22 protein-coding genes are annotated in these 26,620 nt (G+C 72.1%); 9 read left to right on the top strand and 13 right to left on the bottom strand.

Annotated features, from left to right (window positions below; translation table 11 throughout):
* Positions 1-50 precede the first annotated feature (50 nt).
* Positions 51-1,280 (bottom strand): DNA polymerase IV, encoded by a 1,230-nt coding sequence (gene dinB, locus ID810_RS04990; RefSeq protein ID WP_166857723.1) that lies wholly within the window; start codon positions 1,278-1,280, stop codon positions 51-53.
* Between the two features lie 1,868 nt (positions 1,281-3,148).
* On the opposite strand from dinB, the gene ID810_RS04985 reads away from it, so the two are divergent.
* Positions 3,149-3,892: a spermidine synthase gene (locus ID810_RS04985; RefSeq protein ID WP_166857855.1), complete on the top strand. Its 744-nt coding sequence runs from the start codon at positions 3,149-3,151 to the stop codon at positions 3,890-3,892.
* 19 nt (positions 3,893-3,911) lie between these two features.
* Here ID810_RS04985 and ID810_RS04980 read toward each other — a convergent pair whose 3' ends face one another.
* Both ID810_RS04980 and ID810_RS04975 read right to left on the bottom strand, forming a co-directional pair.
* Positions 3,912-5,264, bottom strand: coding sequence for an MFS transporter (locus tag ID810_RS04980; protein ID WP_166857721.1), 1,353 nt, complete (start codon positions 5,262-5,264; stop codon positions 3,912-3,914).
* A gap of 123 nt (positions 5,265-5,387) precedes the next feature.
* On the bottom strand, positions 5,388-6,302 hold the full coding sequence (locus ID810_RS04975) for a proteasome assembly chaperone family protein (protein WP_166857719.1): 915 nt from the start codon (positions 6,300-6,302) through the stop codon (positions 5,388-5,390).
* Positions 6,303-6,555: 253 nt separating this feature from the next.
* Between ID810_RS04975 and ID810_RS04970 the strand changes: the two genes are divergently transcribed.
* From ID810_RS04970 to ID810_RS04960, 3 genes are all read left to right on the top strand, one after another.
* Positions 6,556-9,102 (top strand): HelD family protein, encoded by a 2,547-nt coding sequence (locus tag ID810_RS04970; RefSeq protein WP_166857717.1) that lies wholly within the window; start codon positions 6,556-6,558, stop codon positions 9,100-9,102.
* A gap of 112 nt (positions 9,103-9,214) precedes the next feature.
* Positions 9,215-11,074 carry an AMP-binding protein gene (locus ID810_RS04965; RefSeq protein ID WP_166857715.1) on the top strand — a complete coding sequence of 620 codons (1,860 nt, stop codon included), beginning with the start codon at positions 9,215-9,217 and terminating at the stop codon, positions 11,072-11,074.
* A complete protein-coding gene (locus ID810_RS04960; protein ID WP_166857713.1) occupies positions 11,071-12,879 on the top strand; it encodes an AMP-binding protein in 1,809 nt (602 codons plus the stop codon). Before ID810_RS04965 ends, ID810_RS04960 begins: the two co-directional genes overlap by 4 nt.
* Before the next feature lie 51 nt (positions 12,880-12,930).
* Here the strand turns inward: ID810_RS04960 and dapA are convergent, their stop codons facing one another.
* Entirely contained in the window at positions 12,931-13,827 is an 897-nt protein-coding gene (gene dapA / locus ID810_RS04955; RefSeq protein ID WP_166857711.1) for a 4-hydroxy-tetrahydrodipicolinate synthase, read from the bottom strand.
* An 88-nt stretch (positions 13,828-13,915) separates the two neighbouring features.
* Here dapA and ID810_RS04950 point away from each other — a divergent pair, with 88 nt between their 5' ends.
* Positions 13,916-14,656: a GNAT family N-acetyltransferase gene (locus ID810_RS04950; RefSeq protein ID WP_166857710.1), complete on the top strand. Its 741-nt coding sequence runs from the start codon at positions 13,916-13,918 to the stop codon at positions 14,654-14,656.
* 180 nt (positions 14,657-14,836) lie between these two features.
* Here the strand turns inward: ID810_RS04950 and ID810_RS04945 are convergent, their stop codons facing one another.
* Complete coding sequence (locus tag ID810_RS04945; RefSeq protein ID WP_166857636.1) at positions 14,837-15,013, bottom strand: hypothetical protein; 177 nt, start codon at positions 15,011-15,013, stop codon at positions 14,837-14,839.
* Positions 15,014-15,055: 42 nt separating this feature from the next.
* Between ID810_RS04945 and ID810_RS04940 the strand changes: the two genes are divergently transcribed.
* Positions 15,056-15,286, top strand: coding sequence for a hypothetical protein (locus ID810_RS04940; protein WP_328703756.1), 231 nt, complete (start codon positions 15,056-15,058; stop codon positions 15,284-15,286).
* 62 nt (positions 15,287-15,348) lie between these two features.
* On the opposite strand, the gene dapB is transcribed toward ID810_RS04940, so the two are convergent.
* From dapB to ID810_RS04925, 3 genes are all read right to left on the bottom strand, one after another.
* Entirely contained in the window at positions 15,349-16,101 is a 753-nt protein-coding gene (gene dapB / locus ID810_RS04935) for a 4-hydroxy-tetrahydrodipicolinate reductase (RefSeq protein WP_166857708.1), read from the bottom strand.
* A 247-nt stretch (positions 16,102-16,348) separates the two neighbouring features.
* Complete coding sequence (locus ID810_RS04930) at positions 16,349-17,725, bottom strand: M16 family metallopeptidase (RefSeq protein WP_166857706.1); 1,377 nt, start codon at positions 17,723-17,725, stop codon at positions 16,349-16,351.
* 164 nt (positions 17,726-17,889) lie between these two features.
* Complete coding sequence (locus ID810_RS04925; protein WP_166857704.1) at positions 17,890-20,259, bottom strand: polyribonucleotide nucleotidyltransferase; 2,370 nt, start codon at positions 20,257-20,259, stop codon at positions 17,890-17,892.
* 404 nt (positions 20,260-20,663) lie between these two features.
* On the opposite strand from ID810_RS04925, the gene ID810_RS04920 reads away from it, so the two are divergent.
* From ID810_RS04920 to ID810_RS04910, 3 genes are read left to right on the top strand one after another with little or no spacing between them, the layout of a single operon-like run.
* Positions 20,664-21,305, top strand: coding sequence for a TetR/AcrR family transcriptional regulator (locus tag ID810_RS04920; RefSeq protein ID WP_166857702.1), 642 nt, complete (start codon positions 20,664-20,666; stop codon positions 21,303-21,305).
* Complete coding sequence (locus tag ID810_RS04915) at positions 21,302-22,609, top strand: MFS transporter (protein WP_166857700.1); 1,308 nt, start codon at positions 21,302-21,304, stop codon at positions 22,607-22,609. Before ID810_RS04920 ends, ID810_RS04915 begins: the two co-directional genes overlap by 4 nt.
* Before the next feature lies 1 nt (position 22,610).
* On the top strand, positions 22,611-22,829 hold the full coding sequence (locus ID810_RS04910; RefSeq protein WP_166857698.1) for a hypothetical protein: 219 nt from the start codon (positions 22,611-22,613) through the stop codon (positions 22,827-22,829).
* Between the two features lie 159 nt (positions 22,830-22,988).
* Here ID810_RS04910 and rpsO read toward each other — a convergent pair whose 3' ends face one another.
* The 5 genes from rpsO to rbfA all read right to left on the bottom strand — a co-directional run bounded on the left by rpsO (position 22,989) and on the right by rbfA (position 26,417).
* Positions 22,989-23,258 (bottom strand): 30S ribosomal protein S15, encoded by a 270-nt coding sequence (gene rpsO, locus ID810_RS04905; protein ID WP_166857696.1) that lies wholly within the window; start codon positions 23,256-23,258, stop codon positions 22,989-22,991.
* A 162-nt stretch (positions 23,259-23,420) separates the two neighbouring features.
* Entirely contained in the window at positions 23,421-24,467 is a 1,047-nt protein-coding gene (locus ID810_RS04900) for a bifunctional riboflavin kinase/FAD synthetase (RefSeq protein ID WP_166857694.1), read from the bottom strand.
* A gap of 5 nt (positions 24,468-24,472) precedes the next feature.
* Positions 24,473-24,799 (bottom strand): hypothetical protein, encoded by a 327-nt coding sequence (locus ID810_RS04895; RefSeq protein ID WP_166857692.1) that lies wholly within the window; start codon positions 24,797-24,799, stop codon positions 24,473-24,475.
* Positions 24,796-25,917: a tRNA pseudouridine(55) synthase TruB gene (gene truB, locus ID810_RS04890; protein WP_166857690.1), complete on the bottom strand. Its 1,122-nt coding sequence runs from the start codon at positions 25,915-25,917 to the stop codon at positions 24,796-24,798. Before truB ends, ID810_RS04895 begins: the two co-directional genes overlap by 4 nt.
* The gene (gene rbfA, locus ID810_RS04885) at positions 25,914-26,417 is read right to left on the bottom strand and encodes a 30S ribosome-binding factor RbfA (RefSeq protein WP_166857688.1); all 504 of its coding nucleotides are present in this window, start codon (positions 26,415-26,417) and stop codon (positions 25,914-25,916) included. The genes truB and rbfA overlap by 4 nt, the downstream gene beginning before the upstream one ends.
* Positions 26,418-26,620: the final 203 nt, after the last annotated feature.

Below are 26,620 nucleotides of genomic sequence, written 5' to 3'. Positions count from 1 at the left end.
GAGAACGTGCCCCTCGCCGTCGGCCCCGATCAGCGCCGGTCAGCCCCCGGTCAGTCCTCGGGGGGCTGCGGGGAGCGCAGAAGGCTCGCGGGGGCCACCGCCCCCCGGCCCCACCGGGCACGCACGGCGTCGGCTGCCCGTTCCGGGGCGCCGCGACGCGGGTCCTCGTCGAGGAGGAGCTGGACGCCGTCGTCGGCCCTCGACAGGCCCTCGACGCGCACCCCCAGCAGGCGGAAGCCGCCCGGGGGCTGCGGCAGTGCGTCGAAGAGCGCCTCGATGACCGCGAAGATGTCACGGGCCAGATCCGTCGGGGCACTCAGGGTCCGCGATCGCGTCACCGTCACGAAGTCCGCACCACGGGCCTTGAGGACCACGGTGCGCCCACGGGTACCGACCTGGCGCAGGCGGGCCGCACACTGGTGGCACTGGTCGAGCAGGACCCGGCGGGCGTCCTCGCGGTCGGTGATCGTGTCGAAGAAGGTGGACTCGGTGCCCACGCTCTTCTCCTCCCGGCTCACGGTGACCGGGCGCGGGTCGATGCCGTGGGCCAGGTCGTGCAGGTGGTGTGCGGCCGCGGTCCCAAGAATTCGCTCGAGGCGGCGCACGTCCGTGGCGGCCAGGGTGCGCACGTCGGTGATACCCCAGCGGGCCAGTTCCCGGGCGCTCTTGTCCCCCACCCCCCACATGGCTCCCACCGGCAGCACGTCGAGGAAGTCCTGGGTGGCGGCGGCGGGCACGAGCAGCAGGCCGTCGGGCTTGGCGTGGGAGGAGGCGAGCTTGGCGACGAACTTGGTCGAGGCGATGCCGACACTGGCGGGCAGGCCCAGACGCCCACGCACCTGGGTGCGCACCCAGTGGGCGATCTGCACCGGGCTGCCCATGCGCCGTCGGGAGCCCGAGACATCAAGGAAGGCCTCGTCGATGCTCACCCGCTCGAGCACGGGCGTGACCTCCCCCAGGACCTCCATCACCTGGGCGGAGACGCGGCTGTAGACGCCGTGGCGCACGGGCAGGACAACGGCCTGGGGGCAGCGGCGCATCGCCTCGGCCATGCTCATGGCTGAGCTCACGCCCCAGGCGCGCGCCTCGTAGGTGGCGGCTGAGACCACGCCGCGCCCGTCCGCCCCGCCGACGATGACGGGACGTCCGCGCAGCTCGGGGTGCTCCAGAAGCTCGACGGCGGCGAAGAACGCGTCCATGTCGACGTGCAGGATGTTGGTGGCGGAGTCGTCGTCGCCCCAGGAGCGGCGCGCGGCCTCGTTCCTGGGTGCCCTGCTCATGCGACTCAGGCTAACGCGGCTCTTTCGATGCAAGGGTGTGGTAGGGGCCTGAACCCGCCTGCTTCGAGGAGGCTGCGGGTGACGTCGTTGGCGAGGGCGCGAAAGCCGAGAGCTCACCTGGATGGGCTTGCGGTCGTGGTAGGCACGGGAGACGGGGCCGGTCCCCGCTCGTCCATCTCGTCCCTCGTCCGTCCATCTCGTTCCCCAGCGCTCCATCTCGTTCGGTTAAGGAGCGAGATCGACTTCCGGGGAACGAGATCAGAACCCGACGAACGAGATCAGATCCTGAGGAACGAGATCGACGGCAGTACAGGTCCCACGACGACCCACCCCAGGCCACCACCAGCCCGGCCGCGCTCAGCGCGCAGCGGGCAAAGACCAAGGCCCGCCGCAAGCTACGGGCCGCTGGCGGCTATCGGTACCTGGACCACATCATCGACGACCACTCGCGCCTGGCCTGCGCCGAGATCCTGGACGGCCAGACCCCGCCAGCAGCGTTCACAACCTCCCCGGTCAGTACATCTAGCCGGGTGCGTGAGCATACAACCTCGACAGCACAGGCTGCCGCAGGAACTACGACCACGCTACGGGCCTGACCAGCCCCGCGTCCCCCACAGGTGGATCGCGACCCCCCACGACGTGACGGCCCTTGACAGGCAACAGTGACCGAGATCATATTGAGGCATAGGCGGCGCAGCGCCGTTTCCCGTTCCCCTGGAGGACTCATGTTTACCAAGTCACTGCTCTCCATCCTGGTTTCAGCCGCCCTTTGCGTGTCTTTAGGTGGAGTCGCTAACGCTGAAGATCGTGACGGCTCGTCAAGCACTTCAGACACTCAGATTGCTGTCGATGAAGCAACTGGCACAGAGAGGTACGCTGCTCCAACAAGGGACGGTTTGTACCTCAGCATTCAGGACGGCGACTCTGTGACTGTCGCGGGGGGGTGTTGCCACCTGGACGGACAGGAATGGAGGTTTAATTGCGAGGATTAACCTCCAGGCAGAAACACCCGGGACCACCTTCCACTTTGACGAATACAGCCATACAATTAAAGCGTCAAGAAATAGTGGTGCGATGGGGGGTGGCCTCGCCCTGAGAGGTGCAGTTATTAGTTCGGCAAGACACTGCATGCCGAAGTGGGTTGCATGGGCCTACAATATCGCGTGGGGAACGCTCGTCTGCGTACCCGCTTCACTGGGGGCCAGCGGAGTCGCCACCCCAATTGCAGGTATTGTCACGGCTACCGCCTGCGAAGCCGCAGGGGGCGCCCTCGTCACCGCAATTTCTTGTTGAGGGCGTAATATGTCTCACGCTCGCGTAAACCATGGATATAATGTACTTGTAAGTGCAATTATCACCATGGTTGCAATACTCTTCAATCGCGACATTCCATGGTGGGCATGGATTCTCTCCTTTTTGGTGATACTGACCTTTTCCGAGTTGTTCTCGAGAATAATGGCGGACGGCGCCGACGGAGGGCAGCAGAAAAGGTCTCGCGGATTGTTCATGTACGCGGCAACCTTCGCGGTCGCCATTATCGTTTTTGCCATCATATTCATGATGATGTAGTTCAGGCTCTTCCGAATTCAGGGTGCAGCTGGAGTCTGGACCCACCCGGTTCGAGGCGGCTGCGGGTAGTGCCGTCGGCCATTGCGAAAGCAAAGGGCTTGGCCGTGTGGGCGCTCCAGGCACGTGTCCCGGCCGGGGGGTGAGCGGGTTGGTAACCTCACCGTCGAGTCGGTGACACACTCCATGTGGGAAGAGCCGCTAACGTGCCTGCCGTGGCACGCAGGAGCAGCAGACGCGCACGCGGCACCGCCGTGCGACCGGGCGATGCGCCGTCCCTGGCGGCGCTGCCCGTGGGCGAGGTGGTGACCTCAACGGGCGTGGCGCGGCTGGAGCGGCGCGAGAGCGGGATCCTCCTGCTGCTGGACGGCACGGAGTCCTCCTGGATCGACATGGTGGACCCCACGCACCTGGACTTCGAGTACCAGCAGCAGATGAACGCGGTCCTGGACGTGCTGCTGCCCGCCGTGCCGGTGCGGGCGGTGCACCTGGGCGGCGCCGGATGCGCGCTGGCCCGCGCCTGGGAGGCGCTGCGCCCGGGCTCGACCCAGCTGGCGGTCGAGATCGACGCCGTGCTGGCCCAGCGGGTGCGCGAGTGGTTCGACCTGCCGCGCGCCCCCAGGCTGCGCATCCGGGTGGGCGACGCCGCCGAGGTGGCCCCGACCCTGCGCGAGGGCGAGTGGGACGTGGTGGTGCGCGACGTCTTCGCGGCCGGGCGGGTGCCGGCCTCCTGCCGGACGCGGGAGATGCTGCAGGCCTGCCGACGGGCGCTGGCCCCGGGCGGGGTGTACCTGGCGAACACCGTGTCGGCGCCCCGCGAGGAAGTGGCGGCGGAGTTGGCGGCGGTGCGGCGGGTCTTCGGCGGCGGGCTCGTGGTGGCGGACGCCGCCTGCGTGCGCGGCAGGCGGCGCGGCAACCTCGTGGTGGTGGCCCGAGCGGAGCCGCTGACGCCTGAGCAGATGCAGGAGATCGACCGGGCTGTGCGGCGCCTGCCGCTGCCCGTGCGCACCTGGTCGCTGGATGACCCGGCCCTGCCGCACGCTTGAGCGGCACCCGCACTCGGGCTCAGAAACTGGCGGTGGCGCGCCCCTGACGCACCTGGCGGCGTGTGACCGCCCAGGACACGAGCAAACCCACGAGGCCCGTGAGCCACACAAGAGCGGCACAGGCGAAGGCGGTGCGGAAGTCGGAGGTGGAGCGCTCGCCCCCGAGGTGGTCGAGGACCAGGCCCACGACCTGGACGGCGAGGATCGTCGACAGGAAGCCGCCCATATTGACCAGCCCCGTGCAGGTGCCCCAGCGCGAGGGCTCGTTGAAGGAGCGGGCCGTGTCGAAGCCGATGCCTGAGAAGGGCCCGGTGAAGCCGAGCATCGTGCAGGCGGCTAGCGCTGCCGTCGTCGGCCACGGCAGGAGCAGTCCGGCCGTCCAGGCGAGCAGGGCCAGCACCATCGCGCCGACGGCGCTGGCCGAGCGCCGTCGCGGCAGGCGCCCGGACAGGACCCCGGCCACGAGGGAGCCGACCACCCCGGCGAGTGTGCTGGCACTCAGGGCGGCCGAGGCCGTCGTCGCACTCACGCCCAGGCCCTGGGTCATCCACGACAGTCCCCACATGAGAGTCAGGACCGCGGCGGGCATCATTCCCACCCAGTGGGTGAAGAAGCCGAGCCAGGTGCCCGGCCGGCTCAGGAGAACGGCGATGGTGCGTCCCACGCTCTCGCGCTGTCGTGCGCTGGTGGTGGCCGGGTGTCCCTCCTGCATACGGTCGGGGGTGCCGACGGCGAAGGACCCGCCCGCGGGGGCGTCACGCAGGACGGCCAGAGCCACGAGGGCGACGCCCAGGCCGAGGCCGGACAGCGCAAGGAAGGCGGGGGCCCACCCCCGCGCATGCAGCACCAGGAGGAAGGGGACGGCGGAGATGACCTGCCCGACCTGCCCGAAGACGGAGACCATCTGACTCATGAGCGGCACGCGTCCGAGGGGGAACCATGCCGGTATCAGGCGCAGGGTGCCGATGAAGGCCGTGGCGTCACCGGCACCCACCAGCACGCGGGCGGCCACGGCCAGGCCGACAGTGTCCGCGAGCGCGAGCAGCGCCTGGCCGAGCGCGACGATGACCGCCCCGGAGATGAGCACGCGGCGGGCGCCGTAACGGTCGAGCAGGAGCCCGACGGGGACCTGGGCGGTGGCGTAGACGGCGAGCTGGAGGACAACGAAGAAGGCCAGGACGCCTGAGCCGCCCGGGAAGCGGTCGCCCGCCTGCGGCACGGCAACGGCGAAGGAGGTGCGGGCGGCCACGGCCAGGACGTAGATGAACGCAGCGGCCAGGAACACGATCCAGGCGCGGGCCCCGCCGGGCCGGAACACCGGTGAGGCTTCACCGTGCCCGGGCTGCTCGACAGATGGGGACTGGGCTCTCACCCCCGCAGGCTACTGCCGTCCGGGGCACCGGGGCGGCAGCCCTACCACCCTGGGCCCCTACCGCCCCTGGGAGCCGGAACCGTCGCACCGCGTCGTCGGGGTTGGTGTAGAGGTCCTGGGCCCCTACCGCCCCTGGGGGCCGTCCTCGGCGGAGTCGTTGGCCTCAAGGAAGGCCTCGAGGCGGGCACCGATCTCATCGGCGGTCGGCACGTCGAGCAGACGCGAGATCTCATCGGCGTCGGCGCGAGGCGGCGCGTAGGTGTCGTACTGGGCCTCGAGGGCGGCGACGATGGCGGCGACCTCGGGCTGGGAGGAGGCCTCGGCGTCGATCTCGGCACGGTTGACGGCAGCCGCGGCCTCGAGGTCGCCCAGGGGCAGAGCCAGGCCGGTGGTCTCAGCCACGGCCGACAGCAGCGCAGCGGCACCGGCCGGGTAGTCGTCACGGGACACGTAGTGCGGGATCGAGACCGTCAGGCCACGCGAGTCCAAGCCCGACTGGCCCAGGCGCAGCTCGATGAGGCCGCTCATGGAGCCGGGGAACTCGACCCGGCCGAAGAAGTCAGGCTGCTTGGGCAGGAGTTCGGGGCGGTTGCCGTGGTGGTGGATGTAGGTGGGGCGCGTGTGAGGCACGGCCATGGGCATGCCGGCCATGGCGACCGCCTGCGTCACCCCCATGGTCAGGGCCAGGTGAGTGACGGCGCCGACCACCTCCTCCCACCGGTAGTCGGGCTCGGCACCGTGCAGGAGCAGCAGGTCGTTGCCCTCGTCGTCCTGGAGCAGGTCGAGGACGAGCTCGGGCATCTCGACACCCGTGTAGGAGTGGGTGTCGAAGACCATCATCGGGCGGCGGGCCCGGTAGTCGACGAGAGCGTCGGTGTCGAAGGTGGCCAGCCGCTCAGAGGGCAGGGTCATGAGCAGCTGTTCGACGGCGAGGCGGCCCGCGTGGCCGGCATCCATGGCGCCGTCGAGCTGGTAGAGCAGGACACGCGGGGCGAGCGGCTCGTCCCAGGAGTGCTCCACGCTGTACAGGGGTCTCATCCCGCCCTCCTTCCGGGTAGCGCTCAGTTGACGGGCCCCTTCGGCAGGGGTCATTGTGGTGCAACGCGGGCGAGGCGCCACCTGTTCCCGCAGCCCGCGCCCGGGATGGGTGCTCAGGAGCACAGGCGGGTCTCGCCGTTGGAGTCGGCATTGCGTCCCTGGTTGGGACAATAATGTACGGCCACGCGCGCGTGCGCGTACTGTCCCCGAGCACCCCAGGTGCCCGTCCGCGAGCCCCAGTCTGCGAGACCACGTGACCCAGCACCCCGATACCTCCCCCGCCTTCGACGACGAGCGCACGAGCGCAGAGTCTGCTGAGTCGGAGTCTGTTGAGTCGGAGCGCGCGCGGCAGGTGCAGGCCGAGCAGGCGATCGTGGACACGGCCTACGGCGAGCTCGACCGCCAGCTTGAGGCCGCCCGCCGGGCGCTGGCGCGCACGGAGGCGGCGGGCGCGAGCGGCACCCACCAGTCCCGGGGCGAGCGCGACGCCTACGCCGCTCACTACGCGAGCCTGGTCTCCTCACTGGAAGGCGTCGAGGACCGGCTCGTCTTCGGCCGCATGGACCTGTCCCCCGAGGCGGTCGAGGCGGGCGGCGCGGCCTCGAACGGACCGGTGACCGACGGCGGGCGGCGCCACTACGTCGGCAGGGCCGGGCTGCAGGACGAGCGTCGTCGCGAGGTCGTCCTCGACTGGCGCGCGCCCCTGGCCCGGGCCTTCTACCAGGCCACGGCCCGCGACCCGATGGGCCTGGTGCGTCGGCGCCACATCGACACCCGCCAGCGCCGCGTCATCGGCCTGGAGGACGAGGTCATCGACGTCCAGGCGCTCGGCGACGCCGCCGGGTCGCGGGCCGCAGTGGACGGGTTGCAGGGCGAGGGCGCGCTCATCGCGGCCATGAGCGCTGCGCGCGATGGGCGCATGGGTGACATCGTCGCCACGATCCAGGCCGAGCAGGACCGCATTGTCACCAGTGACGGCAAGGGGATCCTCGTCGTCCAGGGGGGTCCGGGCACGGGCAAGACGGCCGTGGCCCTGCACCGCGTCGCCTACCTGTTCTACTCCGAGCGTGCGCGCCTGGAGCGCTCGGGGGTGCTGCTCGTGGGCCCGTCGCGGACCTTCCTGCGCTACGTCGAGCAGGTGCTGCCCTCCCTGGGTGAGACGGGCGTGGTGGCCACGACCATCGGCGATCTCGTGCCGGGCGTGAGGGCACGTGGCACCGAGGACCCGGCGGTCCATGAGCTCAAGGGCCGTGCCCTGTGGACCGAGGTCCTCAGGCGCGCGGTGCGTGACCTGCAGCGCGTGCCCGCAGAGCCGCGCGAGATCGTCGTCCAAGGCGTGCGCCTGACCTTGCGGCCCGCGGACGTGACGGAGGCGATGAGCCGGGCGCGCCGCTCCGGGCGGCCCCACAACCTCGCCCGCGAGACCTTCGTGCTGTGGCTGCTCGAGCGCCTGACGGACCAGTACGCGCGCGCCACCCGCCAGGACGCCTCGGACGCGGACACGCGCGCGTGGATCCGTGAGGATATCCGCACCGCGCGCGACGCCCGCCGGGAGATCAATCTGTGCTGGATGCCGACGACGCCGGTGGGTCTCCTCGAGCGCCTGTGGGCGCGTCCGGCGCTGCTGGAGCGTCTGGCGCCCGAGCTCACGGCCGCCGAGCGCGTCCTGCTCGAGCGCCCGGCGGGCTCGGCGCTCACCAGCGCGGACGTGCCGCTCATCGACGAGCTGAGCGAGCTGCTGGGCCCGAGCGAGGACGCCCAGGCGCAGCGGGCGCGACTGGAGGCGCGGCGTCGTGAGGAGCTGGTCTCCTACGCCGCCCAGGCCATCGCCTCGCAGGACCTGGGTGACGGCATGGTGACCGCCGAGATGCTGGCGGACCGGATGGCGGACACGGGTCCTTCGCTCACGCTGGCCGAGCGGGCGCGCTCGGACCGGACGTGGACCTACGGGCACGTCGTCGTCGACGAGGCCCAGGAGCTGGGGGCGATGGCGTGGCGGGCGCTGGCCCGGCGTTGCCCGGTGCGCTCCTTCACCGTCGTCGGGGACCTGGCCCAGTACTCGGGGCCGCACGCGCCCTCCTCCTGGGCCGAGGTGCTGTCCGCCCTGGGTACCGATGCCCCTGAAGGCACTGTCGGCTCTGCGGGCACTGTTCCGACGGCGTCCGCGGCGCCCAGCGCCCCTCGTTCCGGCGGGCGGCGTCGGGGGCGTGGGCCCCGCCGGGGCGGTTCGACGCCGCTGCGCGAGGAGGTCCTCACGGTCTGCTACCGCACGCCGACCACGATCATGGCGGCCGCGGAGTCGGTGGCGACGGCGCTAGACCACCCGCCGGTGTACCCGGTGAGTTCGGTGCGTGACCTTGAGAACTGCCTGGCGGCCACGAGTCTGTCGGGGCGGGATGCGGATGACGAGGCGTGGGCGCGGGTGCTGCGCGAGACGGTGCTGGCCGAGTCCCAGGCCCTGGATGACAGGGTCGGTGCCGGGGGTGGGCGGATGGCCGTCATCGCGCCGGACCCGGCCTCGGTGGCCCGTCTGCTGGGTCAGGACCCGGTGCTGGAGGCCGCGATGCAGGCGCCCGGTGGTGACGTGTTGCGTGCACGCCTGGCGGTCATGTCGCCGGTGACGAGCAAGGGTCTGGAGTTCGACACGGTGGTGCTCGTCGAGGCCGCCGAGGTGGGCCGGCGCAGCCCGGGCGACCTCTACGTGGCGATGACGCGCCCGACGCGCCGCCTGCACCTGGTCTCGCGCCACGCCCTGCCCCAGGGGCTGCCCGCCGGGCCCGCGTTTCCATCCGCCCGGTGACGTCGGAGCGCGTGCCACGCCCTGAGGCCGGACCGAGCATGGTTACGCAACCGTAGGTTACGGTTACGTAGGGGGCGCACCGCCCCAGCCCGCCTCCCGGGAAGGAAGCCTCATGAGCGAGCACGTCGGCGACACCTCCGAGCGCTACCTGCGCCCCCACTACGCCCCCGGGGTCCCCGGAGTCATCGCCCCCGTCACCGAGCCCCTCTCACGCATGCTCGACGACGCCACCCGACGCTACCCCGACCGCCTCGCCCTCGACTTCCTGGGCGCCTCCACCACCTACGCCCAGCTCAGCCGCCAGGTCGCCCAGGCGGCTGAGGCGCTGCGGGCCCTGGGGGTCCGCCCGGGCGACGTCGTCGGCGTCATCCTGCCCAACTGCCCCCAGCACGTCGTCATCGCCTACGCCGTCTGGCGCCTGGGCGCCATCCTGGCCGAGCACAACCCGCTCGCCCCCGCAGCCCAGCTGCGCGAGCAGATCGAGAGCCACCGGGGAACGGTCATCATCGCCTGGGAGAAGACCCTCGCCCGCCTCGTGCAGGCCTCCGGCTCGCTCGGCGCGGCGGGCCTGACCGGCCGCCGCGTGCTGTCCGTGGATCTCTCGCGCGGCCTGCCCTGGACCAGCCGCCTGGCACTGAGCCTGCCCGTCGCCGCAGCCCGGGCCCAGCGCTCCGAGCTGCGCGGCAAGGTCCCCTCCGGGGTGCGCTCCTGGGACGACCTCATATCCGCCTGCGCCCCGCTGCCCGCCGGCCACCGGCTGCCCGACGTCGACGACGTCGCCGTCCTGCTGCACACGGGCGGCACCACCGGCACCCCCAAGGCCGTCAAGCTCACCCACCGCAACCTGCGCTCCAACGCCGAGATGAGCCTGACCTGGGCGTCCCAGGCCTGCGAGCCCGGCCAGGAGACCTTCTACTCGGTGCTGCCCTTCTTCCACGCCTTCGGCATGAGCCTGTCACTGCTGTGCGCCGTCGGCCTGGCCGCCACCCAGGTGATCCTGCCCAAGTTCAGCGCGGACATGGTCCTGGCCGCCTGGAAGCGCCACCCGGCCACCTTCTTCCCGGGCGTGCCGGTGATGTTCGACCGGATCGTCACGCGCGCCAACGCCACCGGTGCCGACCTGTCCTCCTGCACGATCGCCGTGTGCGGCGCGGCCGCGAACCCGCGGGCCGTCGCCGAGGCCTGGGAGGAGGCCACGGGGGGCGTCATCATCGAGGGCTACGGCATGACCGAGTCCTCCCCCATCATCCTGGGCAACCCCATCTCCCCCGAGCGGCGCCCCGGAGCCCTAGGCGTGCCCTACCCCTCGACGGATGTGAGGATCGTCGATCCGGAGGACCCCGACACCGAGGTCGCCCCCGGTGAGGTCGGCGAGCTGCTGGCGCGCGGCCCGCAGGTCTTCGTCGGTTACTGGGAGAACCCGGAGGAGACCGACGCCGTGCTCCTGCCCGGGGGTTGGCTGCGCACCGGCGACCTCGTGCGCCAGGAGGCCGATGGCTTCTACGTCATCGCCGACCGCCGCAAGGAGCTCATCATCTCCGGCGGCTTCAACATCTACCCCACCGAGGTCGAGGCCGCCGTGCGCTCCATGCCCGAGGTTGAGGAGGTCGCCGTCGTCGGCCTGCCCGGGGACGCCGGCAATGAGCACGTTGTGGCTGCGATCGTGCCCAAGGAGGGCCAGACGGTGAGCCTGGAGCAGGTGCGCACCTGGGCCGAGCGCACCCTGTCCCACTACGCCCTGCCCAAGCAGGTGGCGATCCTCAAGGAGATGCCGCGCTCGCAGATCGGCAAGATCCTGCGCCGGGTGGTGCGTGAGGAGCTGCTGGCCGCCCGTGAGGCCGCCTCCGCCGCCTCCGACGCCGTCGCCTCCACCATCGTTGAAAGGCTCGGTGAGGGCGCCCGGGGCGGCAGGGACGTGAGGGACGGCAAGGGCAGACCCGAGAACGGAGGCGGCGAGGAGCCGGCCTCGTGAGCGCGCAGCCGGGGCCGGATGCCGTACCCGCAGAGCCCACTGAGCCCGCCGGGCGCCCGGGCAGCGAGGACTCCGCGCTCTTTCACCGCCCGCACTACCAGCCGGGCATCCCCGCCACCGTCGAGGTTCCCGACGGACCGCTGGGCGAGCTGCTGGAGCAGGCGACCCGCTTCTACCCCGAGCGCGTCGCCATCGACTTCATGGGCTGGACCACCACCTACAGCGAGCTGCTGGCCGCCAGCGAGCGCGCCGCCACGCTCCTGCTCGAGGTGGGCGTGCGCAAGGGCGACCGGGTGGCGCTCATCATGCCGAACTGCCCCCAGCACGTCGTCGCCGTCTACGGGGCACTGCGCATCGGCGCCGTCGTCGCCGAGCACAACCCCCTGGCTCCCGCCGAGCAGCTGCGTGCCCAGATCGCCCACCACGGGGCCCGCGTCGCCGTCGTGTGGGAGAAGGGCGTCGAGCACGTCGCCGACCTGGAGGGCCTGACCGTCCTCAGCGTGGACCTGTCCCAGGCGCTGCCCGCACACCTGCGCGCGGCGCTGAGGCTGCCGCTGGCGCGCACGCGCACCGTGCGCGCCTCCATGAAGGCTGAGCGCCTGCCCGCCGGGGTGCGCTCCTGGGACCGGGAGGTCGCCCGCGCCACGCCAATCCCGGCCTCCTGGCCACAGCCCACGGGGGCGGACCTCGCCGTCCTGCTGCATACGGGCGGCACCACCGGCACCCCCAAGGCCGCCATGCTCACGCACCGCAACCTGCGGGCCAACACCAACCAGTCCACTGCCTGGGTGCCGATGCTGCACGAGGGCGGCGAGAACTTCCTGTCCCTGCTGCCCTTCTTCCACGCCTTCGGGCTCACCTTCAACCTGTTCTGCGCCGTGCAGAAGGCAGCCACCCAGGTGATGATGCCGACCTTCGACCCCGCCCAGACGCTGCGTGCGCACCGGCGGCGGCGCCTGACCTTCTTCGTGGGCGTGCCGGTGATGTTCGAGAGGATCCTGCGGGCGGCCCAGCAGGCGGGTGCGGACCTCACGAGCCTGCGCTACGGCGTGTGCGGTGCGGCCCCCATGCCACCGTCGGTGGGCGCCGAGTGGGAGCAGGCCACCGGCGGGTTCTTCGTCGAGGGCTACGGCATGACTGAGACGAGCCCGGTGGTGGCCGGCACCCCCATGGGCCCCACGCGCCGCCTGGGAGCCCTCGGCCTGCCCTTCCCCTCGACGGACGTGCGCGTGGTGGACCCCGAGGCGCTGGAGGCCGCCCTGGCCCAGGGCACACCGGTGGATGTGGGCGAGGAGGTGCCCGACGGCGAACCGGGTGAGCTGCTCGTGCGCGGCCCGCAGGTCTTTGCCGGCTACTGGGACGATCCCGAGGCGACGGCCGCGGTGCTCCTGCCCGGGGGCTGGCTGCGCACGGGGGACATGGTGCGCCGCGAGGAGTCCTTCCTGTGGATGGCGGACCGCAAGCGCGAGCTCATCCTCACCGGTGGTTTCAACGTCTACCCCACTCAGGTTGAGGCGGCGATCAGCTCAATGCCGGGGGTGGCGCAGGTCGCCGTCGTCGGGATCGAGAAGGGGACCACGGGTGAGGAGGTCGTCGCCGCCGTCGTGCTTGAGCGGGGTGAGGACGGCGATCTCACCGAGGCCGCGCGTGCGGTGACGCTTCAGGCCGTGCGCGAGCACGCGGCGGCGCAGTTGCCGCGTTACGCGCTGCCACGCCGCCTGGAGGTGCTCGATGAGATGCCGCGCTCGATGATCGGCAAGCTCATGCGCCGACTCGTGCGCGAGGAGATCGCCTCACGCGGCTGAGCGGGCGCCCGCGCCGGGCCTTGCTGGCGCAGGTCCTTGCTGGGACGGGGCTCAGAGCAGGCCCTGGGCCTGGAGCACCTCACGCAGGGCGGCGACCTCGCCGACCTCAGCACGCACGAGGGGCAGGCGCACAGTGGCCTCGGGCAGGCGCCCCTGGAGCAGCAGCGCCTCCTTGGCCATGACAGCGCCCTGGCCGCCGCTCATGATGGCGCGCACGAGCGGGCGGATGCGCTGGGCGACCTTGCGGGCGCCGCCGAGGTCACCGGCGTCGACCTCGGTGATCATCTCGCGCCAGGAGCGGGCGTCGGCGTGGGCCACCACAGAGACGACGCCGGAGGCGCCGTGAGCGAGCCAGGCGAAGTTGAGGCCGTCATCCCCGGAGTAGTACTCCAGGCCGGTGGCCTCCATGCGCTCGAAGCCCTGCTCGACGTCCCCGGTGGCGTCCTTGACGGCCTTGATCCGGGGGTGTTCGGCGAGGCGGGAGAGGGTGTCATCGAGGATCTTGACCCCGGTGCGCCCAGGGATGTCGTAGAGCATGACCGGCAGGTCCGTGGTCTCGACCACGGACATGATGTGCTGGTAAACGCCTTCCTGGCTGGGGCGGTTGTAGTAGGGGGCGTTGATGAGCAGGGCCTCGGCGCCCGCCTCCTGGGAGCCGATGCCGATGCGCACGGCGTGGGCGGTGTCGTTGGAGCCGACGCCGGCCATGAGCATGGCGCGTCCGGCAAGGGCGTCCTTGACCTCGCGCAGGAGCGTCTGCTTCTCGGGCAGGTGGGTGGTGGGGGCCTCGCCGGTGGTGCCGGCCAGGAGAATGAGGTCGGCGCCATCGTCGACGAGGCTGACGGCCAGCGCCTGGGCGGCCTCGACGTCGATGGAGCCGTCAGTGTGGAAGGGCGTGACCATGGCGACGCCGACGGAACCGAAGGACCGGGAAGGAAGTGCGCTCATGGCGGCAGCCTACCGTCCAGCCCCCGGGCCGCAGGAGGGGTGCGAGAGTCCGGATCGGGGGCCGCGCGGGTGCGCATAGGCTGCGGGCATGACGACCTCCGGCTCCCCCGCAGACACCGGCGCCTCCCCCACCGCGGGCGGGCTTCCATCCGTGTCCGTACCATCCCTGCCCTCGGTCTTCTCCACGGCTGCGGACGCGGGTCTGAGCGCCCCGGCGCGCGGCGGCCTGCAGGAGGCGCACGCTCACCCGGCTGAGGCCGGCGGCTTCGTACGCCCGGCGACGCAGGCTGATCTTGAGGTCATGGGGCGGGTGCAGGCGCAGACGATGCTGGCCTCGCTTGGTGCGGCGCACGCTGCCGGGCACGACGGCGCCGCCCTGCCGGAGGGGATCGCGGCGATGATCGCGCCCCCGGTGCTGGCGGCCGGGTGGGAGCAGGCGGTGACCAAGCCCCCCTCGCCCGCCCACCACGTGCTCGTGGCCACGCTCGGCGAGGAGGTCGTGGGCCTGGCCGGTGTGGCTCCCACCGAGGGCGTCGCCGTCAACGGCGAAGGCGCGCCGACCTCCGGCGAGCCCCAGCGGGCTGCGGAGGTCACGGCGCTGGGGGTGGCACCGGCCCACCAGCGCCAGGGCCACGGCTCACGGCTGCTGGCGGCAGCCGGCGACCTGGCACGCCAGGACGGGGCACGGGTCCTGCTCGCCTGGGCGCTGCGCGGCGACGAGTCCCTGGCCGCCTTCCTGTCCGCTGCGGGGCTGGAGCGCACCGCCTCCCACCGGCTGCTGCCGGTGGGCCAGGGCGTGGTCGAGGAGCTGTGGCTGGCCGAGCTGTAGCGGCCGGATCAGCAGACCTGAAACTCATCGAGTCCCACCATGAGCTGCTCGTGGGCGCAGGAGTCACCAGAGGACCGCTGGATCGCCCCACCGTAGGCGTGCGCCCCGTGGCGTGGCGAGCACGCTGGGCCGGGACGGACCCTGCTCGCACTGCTGCAAGCCCGCGGATGCCCCCTCTCCTCATCCAGCGCGCCGCTTCCAGTAGCCGACCAGTGCGACGGTCAGTGCGACGGGCCAGATGAGCATGGGCGCGTAGGCGGTCGCCAGGACGGAAACCGCCCCGGCGCGATCCTCGACGCCGCTGCCCGGGTCGTCCTCACCCGCGGCACAAGCGCGACGATCGCCGAGATCGCTCACGAGGCGGGCGCGCCCATCGGCTCGGCCTATCACTCGCGCGAGGTGCTGCGAGCAGAGGTCTCCGCCATCAATGACGAGGTCAACGCCGTCTCGCAGGAGCTGGCACGCAGGCGGTACGAAGCGGCTGACGCACCCAGGATCACTCTGCTCCATGCTGCCACCAGGCAGTGCCCCTACGGCCTGGTTCGCCCCTACCTGGGCGGAGAGATCCCCGACTGGGTCGACGAGGCGACCGCCGCCTGCGCTCGCGCGATCGCGGCGCTCGGCGACTGACGCTCATTGTCCGGTCACCCGCGAGGACGACACCGAGCCGACCGAGGCGGGGCGCGGGAGTCTCAGAGGTTGATGAGGGGCCCCAGGCCGATCGTGAGGCCCTCGCGGGAGCCGATCTCCCGCACGGCCAGGACCACGCCGGGCATGAAGCTGGAGCGGTCGAAGGAGTCGGTGCGCAGGGTCAGCTGCTCACCGGGGTTGCCGAGCACGACCTCCTCGTGGGCGGTCAGGCCCCGCAGGCGCACCGCGTGGACGTGGACGCCGTCGACGACGCCGCCGCGCGCGCCCAGCGGGTCGGACTCGGTGGCGTCCGGCGAGGGGGCAACGCCCGCGGCGGCCCGAGCAGCGGCGATACCTTGCGCGGTGGCGACGGCCGTGCCGGAGGGGGCGTCAACCTTGTTCGGGTGGTGCAGCTCGATGACCTCGACGGACTCGAAGTAGGGGGCGGCCAGGGCGGCGAAGCGCATGGACAGCACCGCGGAGAGGGCGAAGTTGGGGGCGATGAGGACGCTGCGTCCGGCGGCCTCGGGGCGGGCCAGGTGCTCGCGCACGCGCCCGTAGGACTCCTCGTTCCAGCCGGTGGTGCCGACGACGACGTCGACACCGGCGTCGATGAGGGCGTGGACGTTGGCCTCGGTGACGGTGGGCACGGTGAAGTCGACGGCGACGTCGGCCCCGCCCAGGGTCTCGGTGCTGATGGTGTCGCCCGCGTCGAGGCGGGCGACGAGTTCAAGGCCATCGGCCTCCTGAACGGCCTGGCAGACGGTCGATCCCATGCGCCCGGCGGCGCCTGTCACTGCAACACGGATGGTCATGAGCCCTAGCCTAAACGCGCCTGTACGACGTAGCCCGTCCTGGGCTGGTGGCGTGAATTCTTGGGCTTGTTGGTGGGCGCAGGCGCGGGGACACCAGCGGGCTGCGACTCCTGGAACCAGCAAGCCGCCTTCCTCACCGCCCACCCGTCGACGCCCACCTCGCCCAGATCGAACACACCACCGAGGAGATGCGCACCATCATCGCCCAGACCGGCGCCACCCCGTGAGCGCCCCGGCCCGCGGCCGCTCAGGGCCTCGGGCCGACGAGTACCCGGGCCCGGGCCTGGCCCGCGAGCCAGGCACACAGCTCGCGCACGTCCTCGGCGGTGACAGCCTCGAGCCGACGTATGTTCTCGTCCATCGAACGTAGACGGCCGGTGACCACCTCGCCGCGTCCCAGGCGCCCCATGCGGGCGAGTGAGTCCTCTCCCCCAAGGACCATGGCGCCACGAATCTGACCCCGGGCGCGGGCCATCTCCCGCTCGGTGGGGCCGTCCGCCGCCAGGGCCTCAAACTCGCCGACCATGACGGCACAGACCTCCTCGACGTCGCCCGGTGCGCAGCCTGCGTACAGGCCGAAGGCACCCGCGCCGGCGTAGGAGGCGTCGAAGGCATAGGTGGTGTAGGCCAGGCCGCGCTTCTCACGCACCTCCTGGAACAGGCGCGAGGACATCCCCCCGCCAAGGATCGTCGTCAGCACGCTCATGGGCATGCGACGCTCGTCGCGCACGGCGATGCCCTGGCAGGTGAGGTAGACGTGCGACTGCTCCGAATCGCGCTCGATCGTGACGTCCTGGACACTCAGCGCCGTCAAGGGCTCGGTCTCGAAACGGCGCTCGCGCGGCACCGCCTCGGAGGAGGCGTCCCAGCCCGCCGCCGCGAGGTCTGCCGCGACGCGCTCGCACACCTCATCGTGGTCCACGGCGCCCGCCACGGCGACGACGAGTGTGTCGGAGGCGTAGGTGCGCCGGTAGTGCTCCCACACGGCGTCGCGCGGCACGGCGGTCACGGTCTCGGGGGTACCGCCGATGGGGCGACCAAGCGGCGTGCCCTCGCCGAAGGCTGCGCGGGCGAAGGCCTCGTGAGCGACGTCCTGCGGATCGTCTGCGGCGTCGGCGAGCTCGGAGACGATGACGCTGCGCTCGGTCTCGACCTCCTTGGGGTCCAGCAGGGAGGAGGTCACCATGTCGGTGATGACGTCCAGGGCCTCCATGGAGTCCTGCCCCTGGACGCGTGCGTAGTAGGAGGTGTGCTCCTTGGCGGTGGCGGCATTGGACTCGCCGCCGATCATGTCGAAGGCCTCGGCAATCGCTCGGGCATCGCGCGTGGCGGTGCCCTTGAAGAGCAGGTGCTCGAGGAAATGTGTGGAGCCCTCCTGGCCGGCCACCTCATCGCGTGAGCCGACGCCGAACCACATGCCCATGCTGGTCGAGCGCAGCCCCGGCACGGACTCGGTGATGACCCTCACGCCGCCGGGCAGGATGGAGCGGCGCAGGAGCGCGCCGTCGTCGACGAGGGCGAGCTCGGTGCCGGGCTCGCCGGCGGCTCCACGCTCGAGCGGGACCTCGGTGTAGGAGGCGCCAGTGGGGCGCGGGGACGGGGTGAGGGCGGAGGCTGCGGTCACCCGGCGAGCCTAACGGTTGCCGGGTGGCCACAGCGCCGCCCAGATGTGTTCTTCGCCCCCGCGTGCCCGCACGCAGCAGCGGCGGGGCCGGGTGGGTGCCCCACCCGGCCCCGCCGGATCCTCTGCTCAGCGCCTCACGGCCGCCGATGTCAGTGTCATGAGCGTCACTCGCTGTCCGAGGAGTCCTCGGCGGAGCGGGTGCGACGACGGCGGGGGCGGCGCTCACGACGCTCGCCGTCGGACTCGCCGCGCTCACGGCGCGGACGGCGCTCGCGACGCTCGGAGCCCTCGCCGTCCCCACGCGGGCCGCGGGCCTCCTCCTCAGCCGCCAGCTGCTCCTCGGTGAGGACCGCGTGCAGGCTGAGCTTGCCGCGCTGGTCGATCTCGGCGAGCTCGACCTGGACCTTGTCACCCACGGTGAGGACGTCGTCGACGTTCTCCACGCGCTTGCCGCCCACGAGGCGACGGATCTGCGAGATGTGCAGCAGGCCGTCCTTGCCCGGGGTCAGGGAGACGAAGGCGCCGAAGGTGGTGGTCTTGACGACCGTGCCGATGAAGCGCTCGCCGATCTCCGGCATCTGCGGGTTGGCGATGGCGTTGACGGCGTCGCGGGCGGCCTCGGCGGAGGGGCCGTCGGAGGCGCCGATGTAGACGGTGCCGTCGTCCTCGACCGTCAGGTCCGCGCCGGTGTCCTCCTGGATCTGGTTGATCATCTTGCCCTTGGGGCCGATGACCTCACCGATCTTGTCGACCGGGATGTGGACGGTGAGCACGCGCGGGGCCGTGGGCGCCATCTCGTCGGGGCCGTCGATGGCCTGCTCCATGACATCGAGGATGTAGAAGCGGGCGTCGCGGGCCTGGCCGAGCGCGCCGGCCAGGACCTCGGAGGGCAGGCCGTCGAGCTTGGTGTCGAGCTGGAGCGCGGTGATGAACTCACGGGTGCCGGCGACCTTGAAGTCCATGTCACCGAAGGCGTCCTCGGACCCGAGGATGTCGGTGAGCGTGGCCCAGCGGGTCTCCCCGTCGATGACCTCGTGCATGAGGCCCATGGCGATGCCCGCAACGGGGGCCTTGAGCGGCACGCCGGCGTTGAGCAGGGACATGGTCGAGGCGCACACGGAACCCATCGACGTTGAGCCGTTGGAGCCCAGGGCCTCGGAGACCTGGCGGATCGCGTAGGGGAAGTCGTCGCGGTTGGGGATCACCGGGGTCAGGGCGCGCTCGGCGAGGGCGCCGTGGCCGACCTCGCGGCGCTTGGGGGCGCCGACGCGGCCGGTCTCACCGGTGGAGAAGGGCGGGAAGACGTACTGGTGCATGTAGCGCTTGTGCGTGACCGGCGAGAGGTCATCGATCTGCTGCTCCATGCGCAGCATGTTGAGCGTGGTGACGCCCAGGATCTGGGTCTCGCCGCGCTCGAAGATGGCCGAGCCGTGCACGCGGGGCAGGACCTCGACCTCGGCACCCAGGGTGCGGATGTCCTTGAGGCCGCGCCCGTCCATGCGCACGCCCTCGGTGAGGGTGCGGTGACGCACGTACTTCTTCGTCACGGAGCGGAAGGCCGCCTTGAGGGCCTTGGTGTCCTCCTCGGTGGCGAACTGCTCGGCGAGGTCCGCCAGGACGGCGTCGCGCACGGCGTCGGTGGCGGCGTCGCGCGCCTGCTTACCCTCAGTGGCGATGGCGGCGGCGAGGTCGTGGGCCTCGGCGGCCTTCTCGACGGCGGCGTACTGCTCGTCGGAGTAGTCCAGGTAGAGGGGGAACTCAGCCGTGGGCTTGGAGGCGTGCTTGGCGACCTCCATCTGGGCCTCGCACAGGGCCTTGATGTGCGGCTTGGCAGCCTCGAGCGCTGAGGCGACGACCGGCTCAGTGGGGGCGGTGGCGCCCTCGGCGATGAGATCGAAGGCGTTCTCGGTGGCGCCGGCCTCGACCATCATGATGGCGACGTCGCCGTCCTCGAGGACACGGCCGGCGATGACCATGTTGAAGGTGGCTCGCTCGAGCTCGCTGTAGCGGGGGAAGGCGACCCACTGGCCATCGATGAGGGCCAGTCGAGTGCCGGCGACGGGGCCGGCGAAGGGCAGGCCCGCGATCTGGGTGGACATGGAGGCCGCGTTGATGGCCAGGACGTCGTAGGCGTCGTCGGGGTGGATGGCCAGGACCGTCTCAACGACCTGGACCTCGTTGCGCAGACCCTTGACGAAGGAGGGGCGCAGCGGGCGGTCGATGAGGCGGCAGGCGAGGATGGCGGAGGTGCCGGCACGGCCCTCACGGCGGAAGAAGGAGCCGGGGATGCGGCCCGCGGCGTACTGGCGCTCCTCCACGTCAACGGTGAGCGGGAAGAAGTCGAACTGGTCCTTGGGGTGCTTGCCCACGGTGGTGGCGGACAGGATGGCGGTCTCGCCGTCGAGGTAGGCCATGGCGCTTCCGGCGGCCTGCTTGGCCAGGCGCCCGGTCTCGAAGCGGACCACGCGCGTGCCGAAGCTGCCGTTGTCGATCACGGCTTCAGCAGCGGTGACCTCGGGGTCGTCAATGAACATCTGGGATGGATCTCTTTCTGTCGATCGGAGGGGCGGTTCCGCGGCCTTCGATCGAGGCCCACGGAGCGCGGGGACAACCCGGATCCGGAGGCCACCACCGAAAACCGACGGCTACCGCCCGTCACGTCCGCGGGAGTCAGCCGCGGACGGATGGGCCCCGTCCTGCGCGTTGCGACCGGCTGGTTCCGGTACCCGACGCACACGCCCCGCTCAGGGGCACGGACGTAGACCTGCTGATCCTATCCTGCACCCCCGCATCGACGCCGTATGGGCGCCGGGCAACCGGCGTGAGATGGGCCGCGGCCACACAGTGCTTGACCCGCCCGCGGACGGCTCCTACGCTATTATCGACCGACGGTCGGTCGAGAGACTCATGGGCACACACCACACCCCGAAGGATGACCATGGCACCCGCACCGACACCCGCACCGCGCACGACGAAGCCATCAGCCCAGCGCCGCGCCGAGATCCTCGACGCAGCCCTGCACCTCTTCACGACCAAGGGCGTCCAGGCAACTTCAGTGGAGGACATCATGCGCGCCGTCGGCATCGCCAAGGGCACGCTCTACTACCACTTCCGCTCCAAGGATGAGATCCTCCACGCCCTCATCGCCCGCACCATCGACCAGACCGTCGCCCGCGCCCGCGCGGTCATCGACGACCCCGGCGACACCACGCACACCTTCCTCGGCGTTGTCGCAACGATGCGCGTCGAGACGTCCGAGCGCGAGCTCGCCCACGCCTTCCACGGCCCCGAGAGCACTGAGCTCCACCTGCTGTCCATCGTGGAGATGGTGCGCGCCATGACGCCGATCCTCACCGAGGTCGTCGAACGGGGCGTCGCCGAGGGCGTCTTCAGCACCGAGCACCCGCGCGAGGTCGTCGAGCTCCTCCTCGTCGGCGCCGGCATGCTCCTCGACGACGGCATCTTCTCCGGAGACTCGGAGCAGCTGGCCCGCCGCACAGCCGGGATCGTCGACGCCGCGGAGGTCCTCCTGGGCTGTCGGCACGGCAGCCTGTCATCGCTGATCGAGGGCGCCTCATGACACGCCTCTACATCCTCGCCCTGGGCAGTCTCATCACCTCCGTCGGCAGCGGCCTGAGCGCCTTCGGCCTGGCGGTCTTCGCCTACAGCGCCTACGGCACCGCCTCGGCGGTCGCCCTCGTCCAGCTGTGCGCCTTCGCCCCCATCGTCCTGCTCGCCCCTCTCGCCGGGACACTGGCCGACCGCTTCGACCGCCGCCTCATGATGGTCCTGGGCGACGCCGGCTCCGTCCTCGGTCTGGCCGTCGTGTGGGCGGCCCTGGCCTCCCGGGAGCCGAAGCTCGTGACCATCCTCTTCGGCGTGGTCCTCTCCTCCTGCCTGGCGGCCCTCACCGAGCCGGCCCTGCGCGCCTCCGTCACCGACCTCGTCGACCCGCAGGACCACGTGCGCGCCTCCGGGCTGCTCCAAGCCGCCGGCTCCGCCCGCTACCTCCTGGCACCCGCCCTCGCCGGCGCGCTGCTGCCCGTCGTCGGGCTGCGCACCCTCATCGTCCTGGACGCGGCCACGTGCATCGTCACCGTCGCCTGCTCGTTGACGGTCATGCGCGCCGTCGGCCGCCGGAGCGCCGCCACATGGGAGGAGACCGGCACCGTCCACCAGCTGCTGGCCGGCTGGCGGCTCATCCGCCGCACACCGACCGTGCGCCGCGTCGTCGGCCTCATGACCGTCATGACCCTGACGATCGGGACCCTCCAGGTCCTGCTCAAGCCGATCCTCCTGCCCCTGGTCGGCACCGCCGCCACCGGCCGGGTCGAGACCCTCGCCGCCACCGGGATCCTCGCCGGGGCCGCCCTCGTCACGCTCCTGGCCGGGCGCAGCCCGTCCCGGCTCCTGTCGGCCGGCACCGCCGCCACGGGCGTCGCCATGTGCGCGCTGGCGCTGCGCGAGGAGGCCTGGTGGGTGGCGCTGAGCGGCTTCGGGGTCTTCGCCGCCCTCGCCGTGTGCCAGGCCGGGGCCGAGACTCTCGTGCGCCGCGGGGTCGACGCCGACCACCAGGCCCGCATGTGGGGCACGGTTAGCCTCGTCACCCAGACCGGCTACATCCTCGCCTGCCTCGGCGCAGGCCCCCTGGCCGACGGCGTCGCCACCGCTCTGCTCGCCCCCGGTGGCGCCCTGGCGCCCGCGCTCAGCGCCGTCGTGGGCACCGGCCCCGGACGGGGCGCCGCCCTCGTCGTCGCCCTCGCCGGCCTGGCGACCATCGCCCTGGCCGCCGTCATCCGGTCCCGGCTCGCCACCTCCGACGACGCCATCACGCCCCCGGTGCCGAGCGTCGAGGCCGACCCGAGTCGGACAAGGAGCAGATGACGTGCTGATCCGACTGCTCAGGGCGGACCTGGCGCGCAGCGCCGTCGTCGCCCTCACCCTCACCGCCCTCATCGCCCTGGCCGCCATGCTCACCGCCACCGGGACGAGCCACGTCGACGGCACCATCGAGGAGGACCTCACCCTGGGGCGGTACGTGCCGGCAGACGCCGCCGAGCGGCTCGCCTCGGTCGCCGCCGCGCTTCACCGCCAGGCCGTGTGAGCGAGCCGGGCAGAGTGGCGGGCCCGGCCTGAGGGGCCGGGCTGTGGGGCAAGCCTGTGGGCCCGGCCTGAGGGGCCGGTTGGACGCGTCGCCCACGCAGGGACGACGTCGCCCCCGCCACGAACCTGGCGGGGGCGACATCATCGCGTGGCAGCGCGCTCAGCGGCGGATACCGAGGCGAGCGATGAGGGAGCGGTAGCGCTCGATGTCCTCCTTCATGAGGTAGTCGAGCAGACGACGACGCTTACCAATGAGGAGGTAGAGGCCACGACGCGAGTGGTGGTCGTGGGTGTGGCTCTTGAAGTGCTCGGTGAGGTTCTTGATGCGCTCGCTCAGGACGGCGACCTGAACCTCCGGGGAGCCCGTGTCACCCTCGTGGGTGGCGTACTCGGCGATGAGCTGCTGCTTGCGCTCGGCGGAAATCGACATGCGGACTCCTTGTTCTCGTTGCACGGAGCCCGGGGCATGTTCTCCCGGGCATGAGACTCCGTGGCCGGCTTGGACGGCGTGCCCACACTACCAGCGCCCCGCACCCGCCCCGACTGCCCGCACTGTGCGACCGCGCACAGACGACCCGTCGGCGCACCCGCCCTACGCGGCTGTCACGTCCTCAGGACGCAGGGGGCCGGGCACCGGCACCCCCAGGACAGCCGCGGTCTCGGCGACGTCCTGGCGCATCCGCTCCAGCAGCGGCTCCAGGGAGTCGAAGGCCAGCATGGGGCGCAGGCGCTCGACGAGTTCGATGCCCACGACCTCGCCATACAGGTCCAGGTCCGTGCGCCCCAGCACGTGTGCCTCGACGACTCGCTCGGGCACGTCGTCGAAAGTGGGGTTCGTGCCGATGGACACGGCGGAGGGCAGCCGCTCCTCCCCCGGTCCTCCCTCCTCGCCGGAGCCCGGTGAGCGTACGAGCCAGCCGGCGTAGACGCCGTCGGGCGGCACGACGCCGGCGGTCGCGGCCTGGAGGTTCGCCGTCGGGAAGCCGATCTCCCGGCCCCGCTTGAGGCCGTGCACCACGGTGCCGCGCAGGCGGTGGGGCCTGCCGAGCACCTCGGCGGCACCGGCGACGTCGCCCTCCTCAAGCAGCTGGCGCACCCAGGTCGAGGACCAGCGCCGCCCCGAGGGGGCGAGCACGTCGCACACGATCTCCACCTCGAGGCCGTCCTGGGCCCCGATGGCCTCCAGGGTGTGGGCGTCGCCCTCGTTGCCCCGGCCGAAGCGCACGTCGTCGCCGACGACGACCGCCCGGGCTCCGAGCAGGCCCTCAAGCCAGGTGCGCACGAAGTCCGCGGCGCTCTGGTCGGCGAAGTCGAGCGTGTAGTGCACGACGAGGACGGCGTCCAGGCCCGTGGTGGCCAGCAGGGACAGGCGGTCGGCCAGCGAGGCGACCATCGGCAGGTGCTGGCCGGGGTGGTGGACCCGGGCCGGGTGAGGGTCGAAGGTGACCGCGACCGCCCGGGGGCGGGGCCGTGCCGGCTCGCGGGCGGCGATGTCATTGGCACGCGCGACCAGGCGCGCGAGCACGGCCCGATGGCCGCGGTGGACACCGTCGAAGACGCCCAGGGCGACGACGGAGCCGGGTCCCGCGGGATCCCTCAGTTCCTCAGGCACCTGTTCGGCGCCGTACCAGACCTCCACGGGGCTCAGTGCGAGCCGCAGCCGCAGCGGCCGTGACCGCCACCGTGCCCGTGACCACCGCAGCCGCAGCCGCCGCCCTGGGAGGGGGCAGGCGCGGAGACGTCACGCAGGCCCAGGAGGTTGCCGGCCTTGCGTCCGGGGACGACGCCCGCAGGGGCGGCCTCGGCTCCGGGCTCCTCCTGCGGCTCGCCGCCGCGGTCACCCTCGCCGAGGGGCTGGACGACGCCCGGGGCCGCCGCCCGCTCCTCGCGCGTGGCGTGGCCATGCCCGCCGCAGCCGCACCCACCCGGCGCCGCCACCACCTGGCCGTCCTGGCCCGTCTGCTCGCTCATGAGTCTCCTTGGTCGCCGGGCTCACCGGCGGTCGGCTGCGTGTCAGCGCGTCCCGGCCCCGCGGCGGGGGCAAGGACGAGCACGGGCCGCGTGCGGCCCTTCCCGGTGGTCAACAGTGCCACGACCTCGCCGTCCGGAGCGAACCCCGCCAGGACGGGTCGCGAGTTCACCGCGCCGTCGGCTCGCCGCTTCTTGGGGACGACGGCGCGCTCGGGGGCGACCGCCCGCTCGGCGACCTCGGCGGGCAGGAGCTGGCCGTAGGCGATCGCACGGGCCTGGGCCTCGTCCAGGGCGACGGCCGGGAAGCAGCGCCGGGCCACCTCGGCCAGGCTCAGGGGTGTGAGGCCCGACGGCGGCACGCTCGCCGCGCCGGCCTCGACCTGGGCCGCGGCAGCCTCGAGGGTGAGTGCCTGCTCGACGTCGAAGGGGCCGACGCTCGTGCGCCGCAGGGCGGTGAGGTGCGCGCCGCAGCCCAGCGCCTGCCCGAGGTCGCGGGCCAGGGCGCGCACGTAGGTGCCGGAGGAACAGGACACGCGCAGGTCGACGTCGACGACGGCGGTGCCGTCCGTGGCCGTCGTGGCTCGCACCTCGCTAAGGCGGGTGAGGACGTGGATGGTGACTGGTCGGGCGGCGAGGGCGACGTCCTGGCCCTCGCGCACGCGGGCGTAGGCGCGCACGCCGTCGACCTTGATCGCGCTGACGGCGGAGGGCACCTGCATGAGCTCGCCGGTGAGAGCGGCCAGGGCGGCGTCGAGACGGCCCGGCAGGTCACCCGTGGGCGCGCAGCCGTGGCTGGTGGTGACCGTGCCCTCAGCGTCCTCGGTCGTCGTCTCCTGGCCGAGGCGGAGCGTGGCCGTGTAGGTCTTGTCCGCGCCCACGAGGTAGGTGAGCAGGCGGGTGGCCCGGCCCAGGCCGATGAGCAGCAGCCCCGTGGCCATGGGGTCGAGGGTGCCGGCGTGACCGACCTTGCGGGTGGCGCCCAGGCGGCGGGCCGCGGCGACGACGTCGTGGCTCGTGAGGCCGCTGGGCTTGTCGATGAGGAGCAGGCCGTCAGGGGCGGTGACGGCGCCGCGGGGCACCTCGAGGCGGTGACGGCCGGTGCCGCCGGGGCGGCTCACTCCTCGTCACCGGGTGCGCTGCTGTCACCGGCTGCTGCCGTGACCGTCTCGTCCTCGGCCTCGTCGGCGGCCTCGTCGTCCTCGTCGTCGTGGCGGTAGGGATCGGCCTCGCCCGCGTAGGAGGCGCCCGCGTAGGTGCGGGCGATCTCCTCGTCCTTGGCCCGCGCCTGGGCGAGAGCGTCCTCGAAGGTGCGCGCCTGCGTGGGCAGGGCGTCGAGCTGGAAGGTGATCGAGGGGGTGAGGCGGATGCCTAGGGCCTTGCCGACCTCCGAGCGGATGAGGCCGGTCGCGGACCTCAGGGCGGCGGCGGTGTCGCGCCGCTCGCGCTCGGAGCCGTAGACCGTGTAGAAGACGGTCGCCTGCTGCAGGTCACCGGTGACACGCACGTCGGTGACGGTGACGAAGCCGAGGCGCGCATCCTTGATCCGGCCCTGGAGCATGCGGGCGACGGTCTCGTGGATGCGGTCGGCGACCTTGCGGGCGCGGGCGGCGTCAGCCATGGTTTCTTCCTTCGACGGGGGTGGCGCCGGCTGGTGCGGCTGCCCGGACTGCCGCGGTCCGCGGCACTGCCCACCATCGTAAACGGTGCAGATTCCATGTCCGTTATGCACCGTCCTGCGTCACGTCGCCGCGCACCGGCCGGCGAGAGGCCGTCACGCGAACCTGCCCGAGCCTGGCGGACGGCAGGTGCGCTCAGCCACTG

The sequence above is a fragment of the Actinomyces respiraculi genome (assembly GCF_014595995.2).
In the GTDB taxonomy this organism is placed as follows: domain Bacteria; phylum Actinomycetota; class Actinomycetes; order Actinomycetales; family Actinomycetaceae; genus Actinomyces; species Actinomyces respiraculi.
This window is presented reverse-complemented; position numbering and strand designations above follow the sequence as displayed.

What these genes read in the sequence shown, in the direction of transcription:
- dapB (WP_166857708.1), bottom strand. Translation starts at nt 16,101, where the DNA reads ATGACCATCCGTGTTGCAGTGACAGGCGCCGCCGGGCGCATGGGATCG.
- ID810_RS04965 (WP_166857715.1), top strand. Translation starts at nt 9,215, where the DNA reads ATGAGCGAGCACGTCGGCGACACCTCCGAGCGCTACCTGCGCCCCCAC.
- dapA (WP_166857711.1), bottom strand. Translation starts at nt 13,827, where the DNA reads ATGAGCGCACTTCCTTCCCGGTCCTTCGGTTCCGTCGGCGTCGCCATG.
- ID810_RS04895 (WP_166857692.1), bottom strand. Translation starts at nt 24,799, where the DNA reads ATGAGCGAGCAGACGGGCCAGGACGGCCAGGTGGTGGCGGCGCCGGGT.
- rpsO (WP_166857696.1), bottom strand. Translation starts at nt 23,258, where the DNA reads ATGTCGATTTCCGCCGAGCGCAAGCAGCAGCTCATCGCCGAGTACGCC.
- dinB (WP_166857723.1), bottom strand. Translation starts at nt 1,280, where the DNA reads ATGAGCAGGGCACCCAGGAACGAGGCCGCGCGCCGCTCCTGGGGCGAC.
- ID810_RS04915 (WP_166857700.1), top strand. Translation starts at nt 21,302, where the DNA reads ATGACACGCCTCTACATCCTCGCCCTGGGCAGTCTCATCACCTCCGTC.
- rbfA (WP_166857688.1), bottom strand. Translation starts at nt 26,417, where the DNA reads ATGGCTGACGCCGCCCGCGCCCGCAAGGTCGCCGACCGCATCCACGAG.
- ID810_RS04925 (WP_166857704.1), bottom strand. Translation starts at nt 20,259, where the DNA reads ATGTTCATTGACGACCCCGAGGTCACCGCTGCTGAAGCCGTGATCGAC.
- ID810_RS04920 (WP_166857702.1), top strand. Translation starts at nt 20,664, where the DNA reads ATGGCACCCGCACCGACACCCGCACCGCGCACGACGAAGCCATCAGCC.
- ID810_RS04975 (WP_166857719.1), bottom strand. Translation starts at nt 6,302, where the DNA reads ATGAGACCCCTGTACAGCGTGGAGCACTCCTGGGACGAGCCGCTCGCC.
- ID810_RS04950 (WP_166857710.1), top strand. Translation starts at nt 13,916, where the DNA reads ATGACGACCTCCGGCTCCCCCGCAGACACCGGCGCCTCCCCCACCGCG.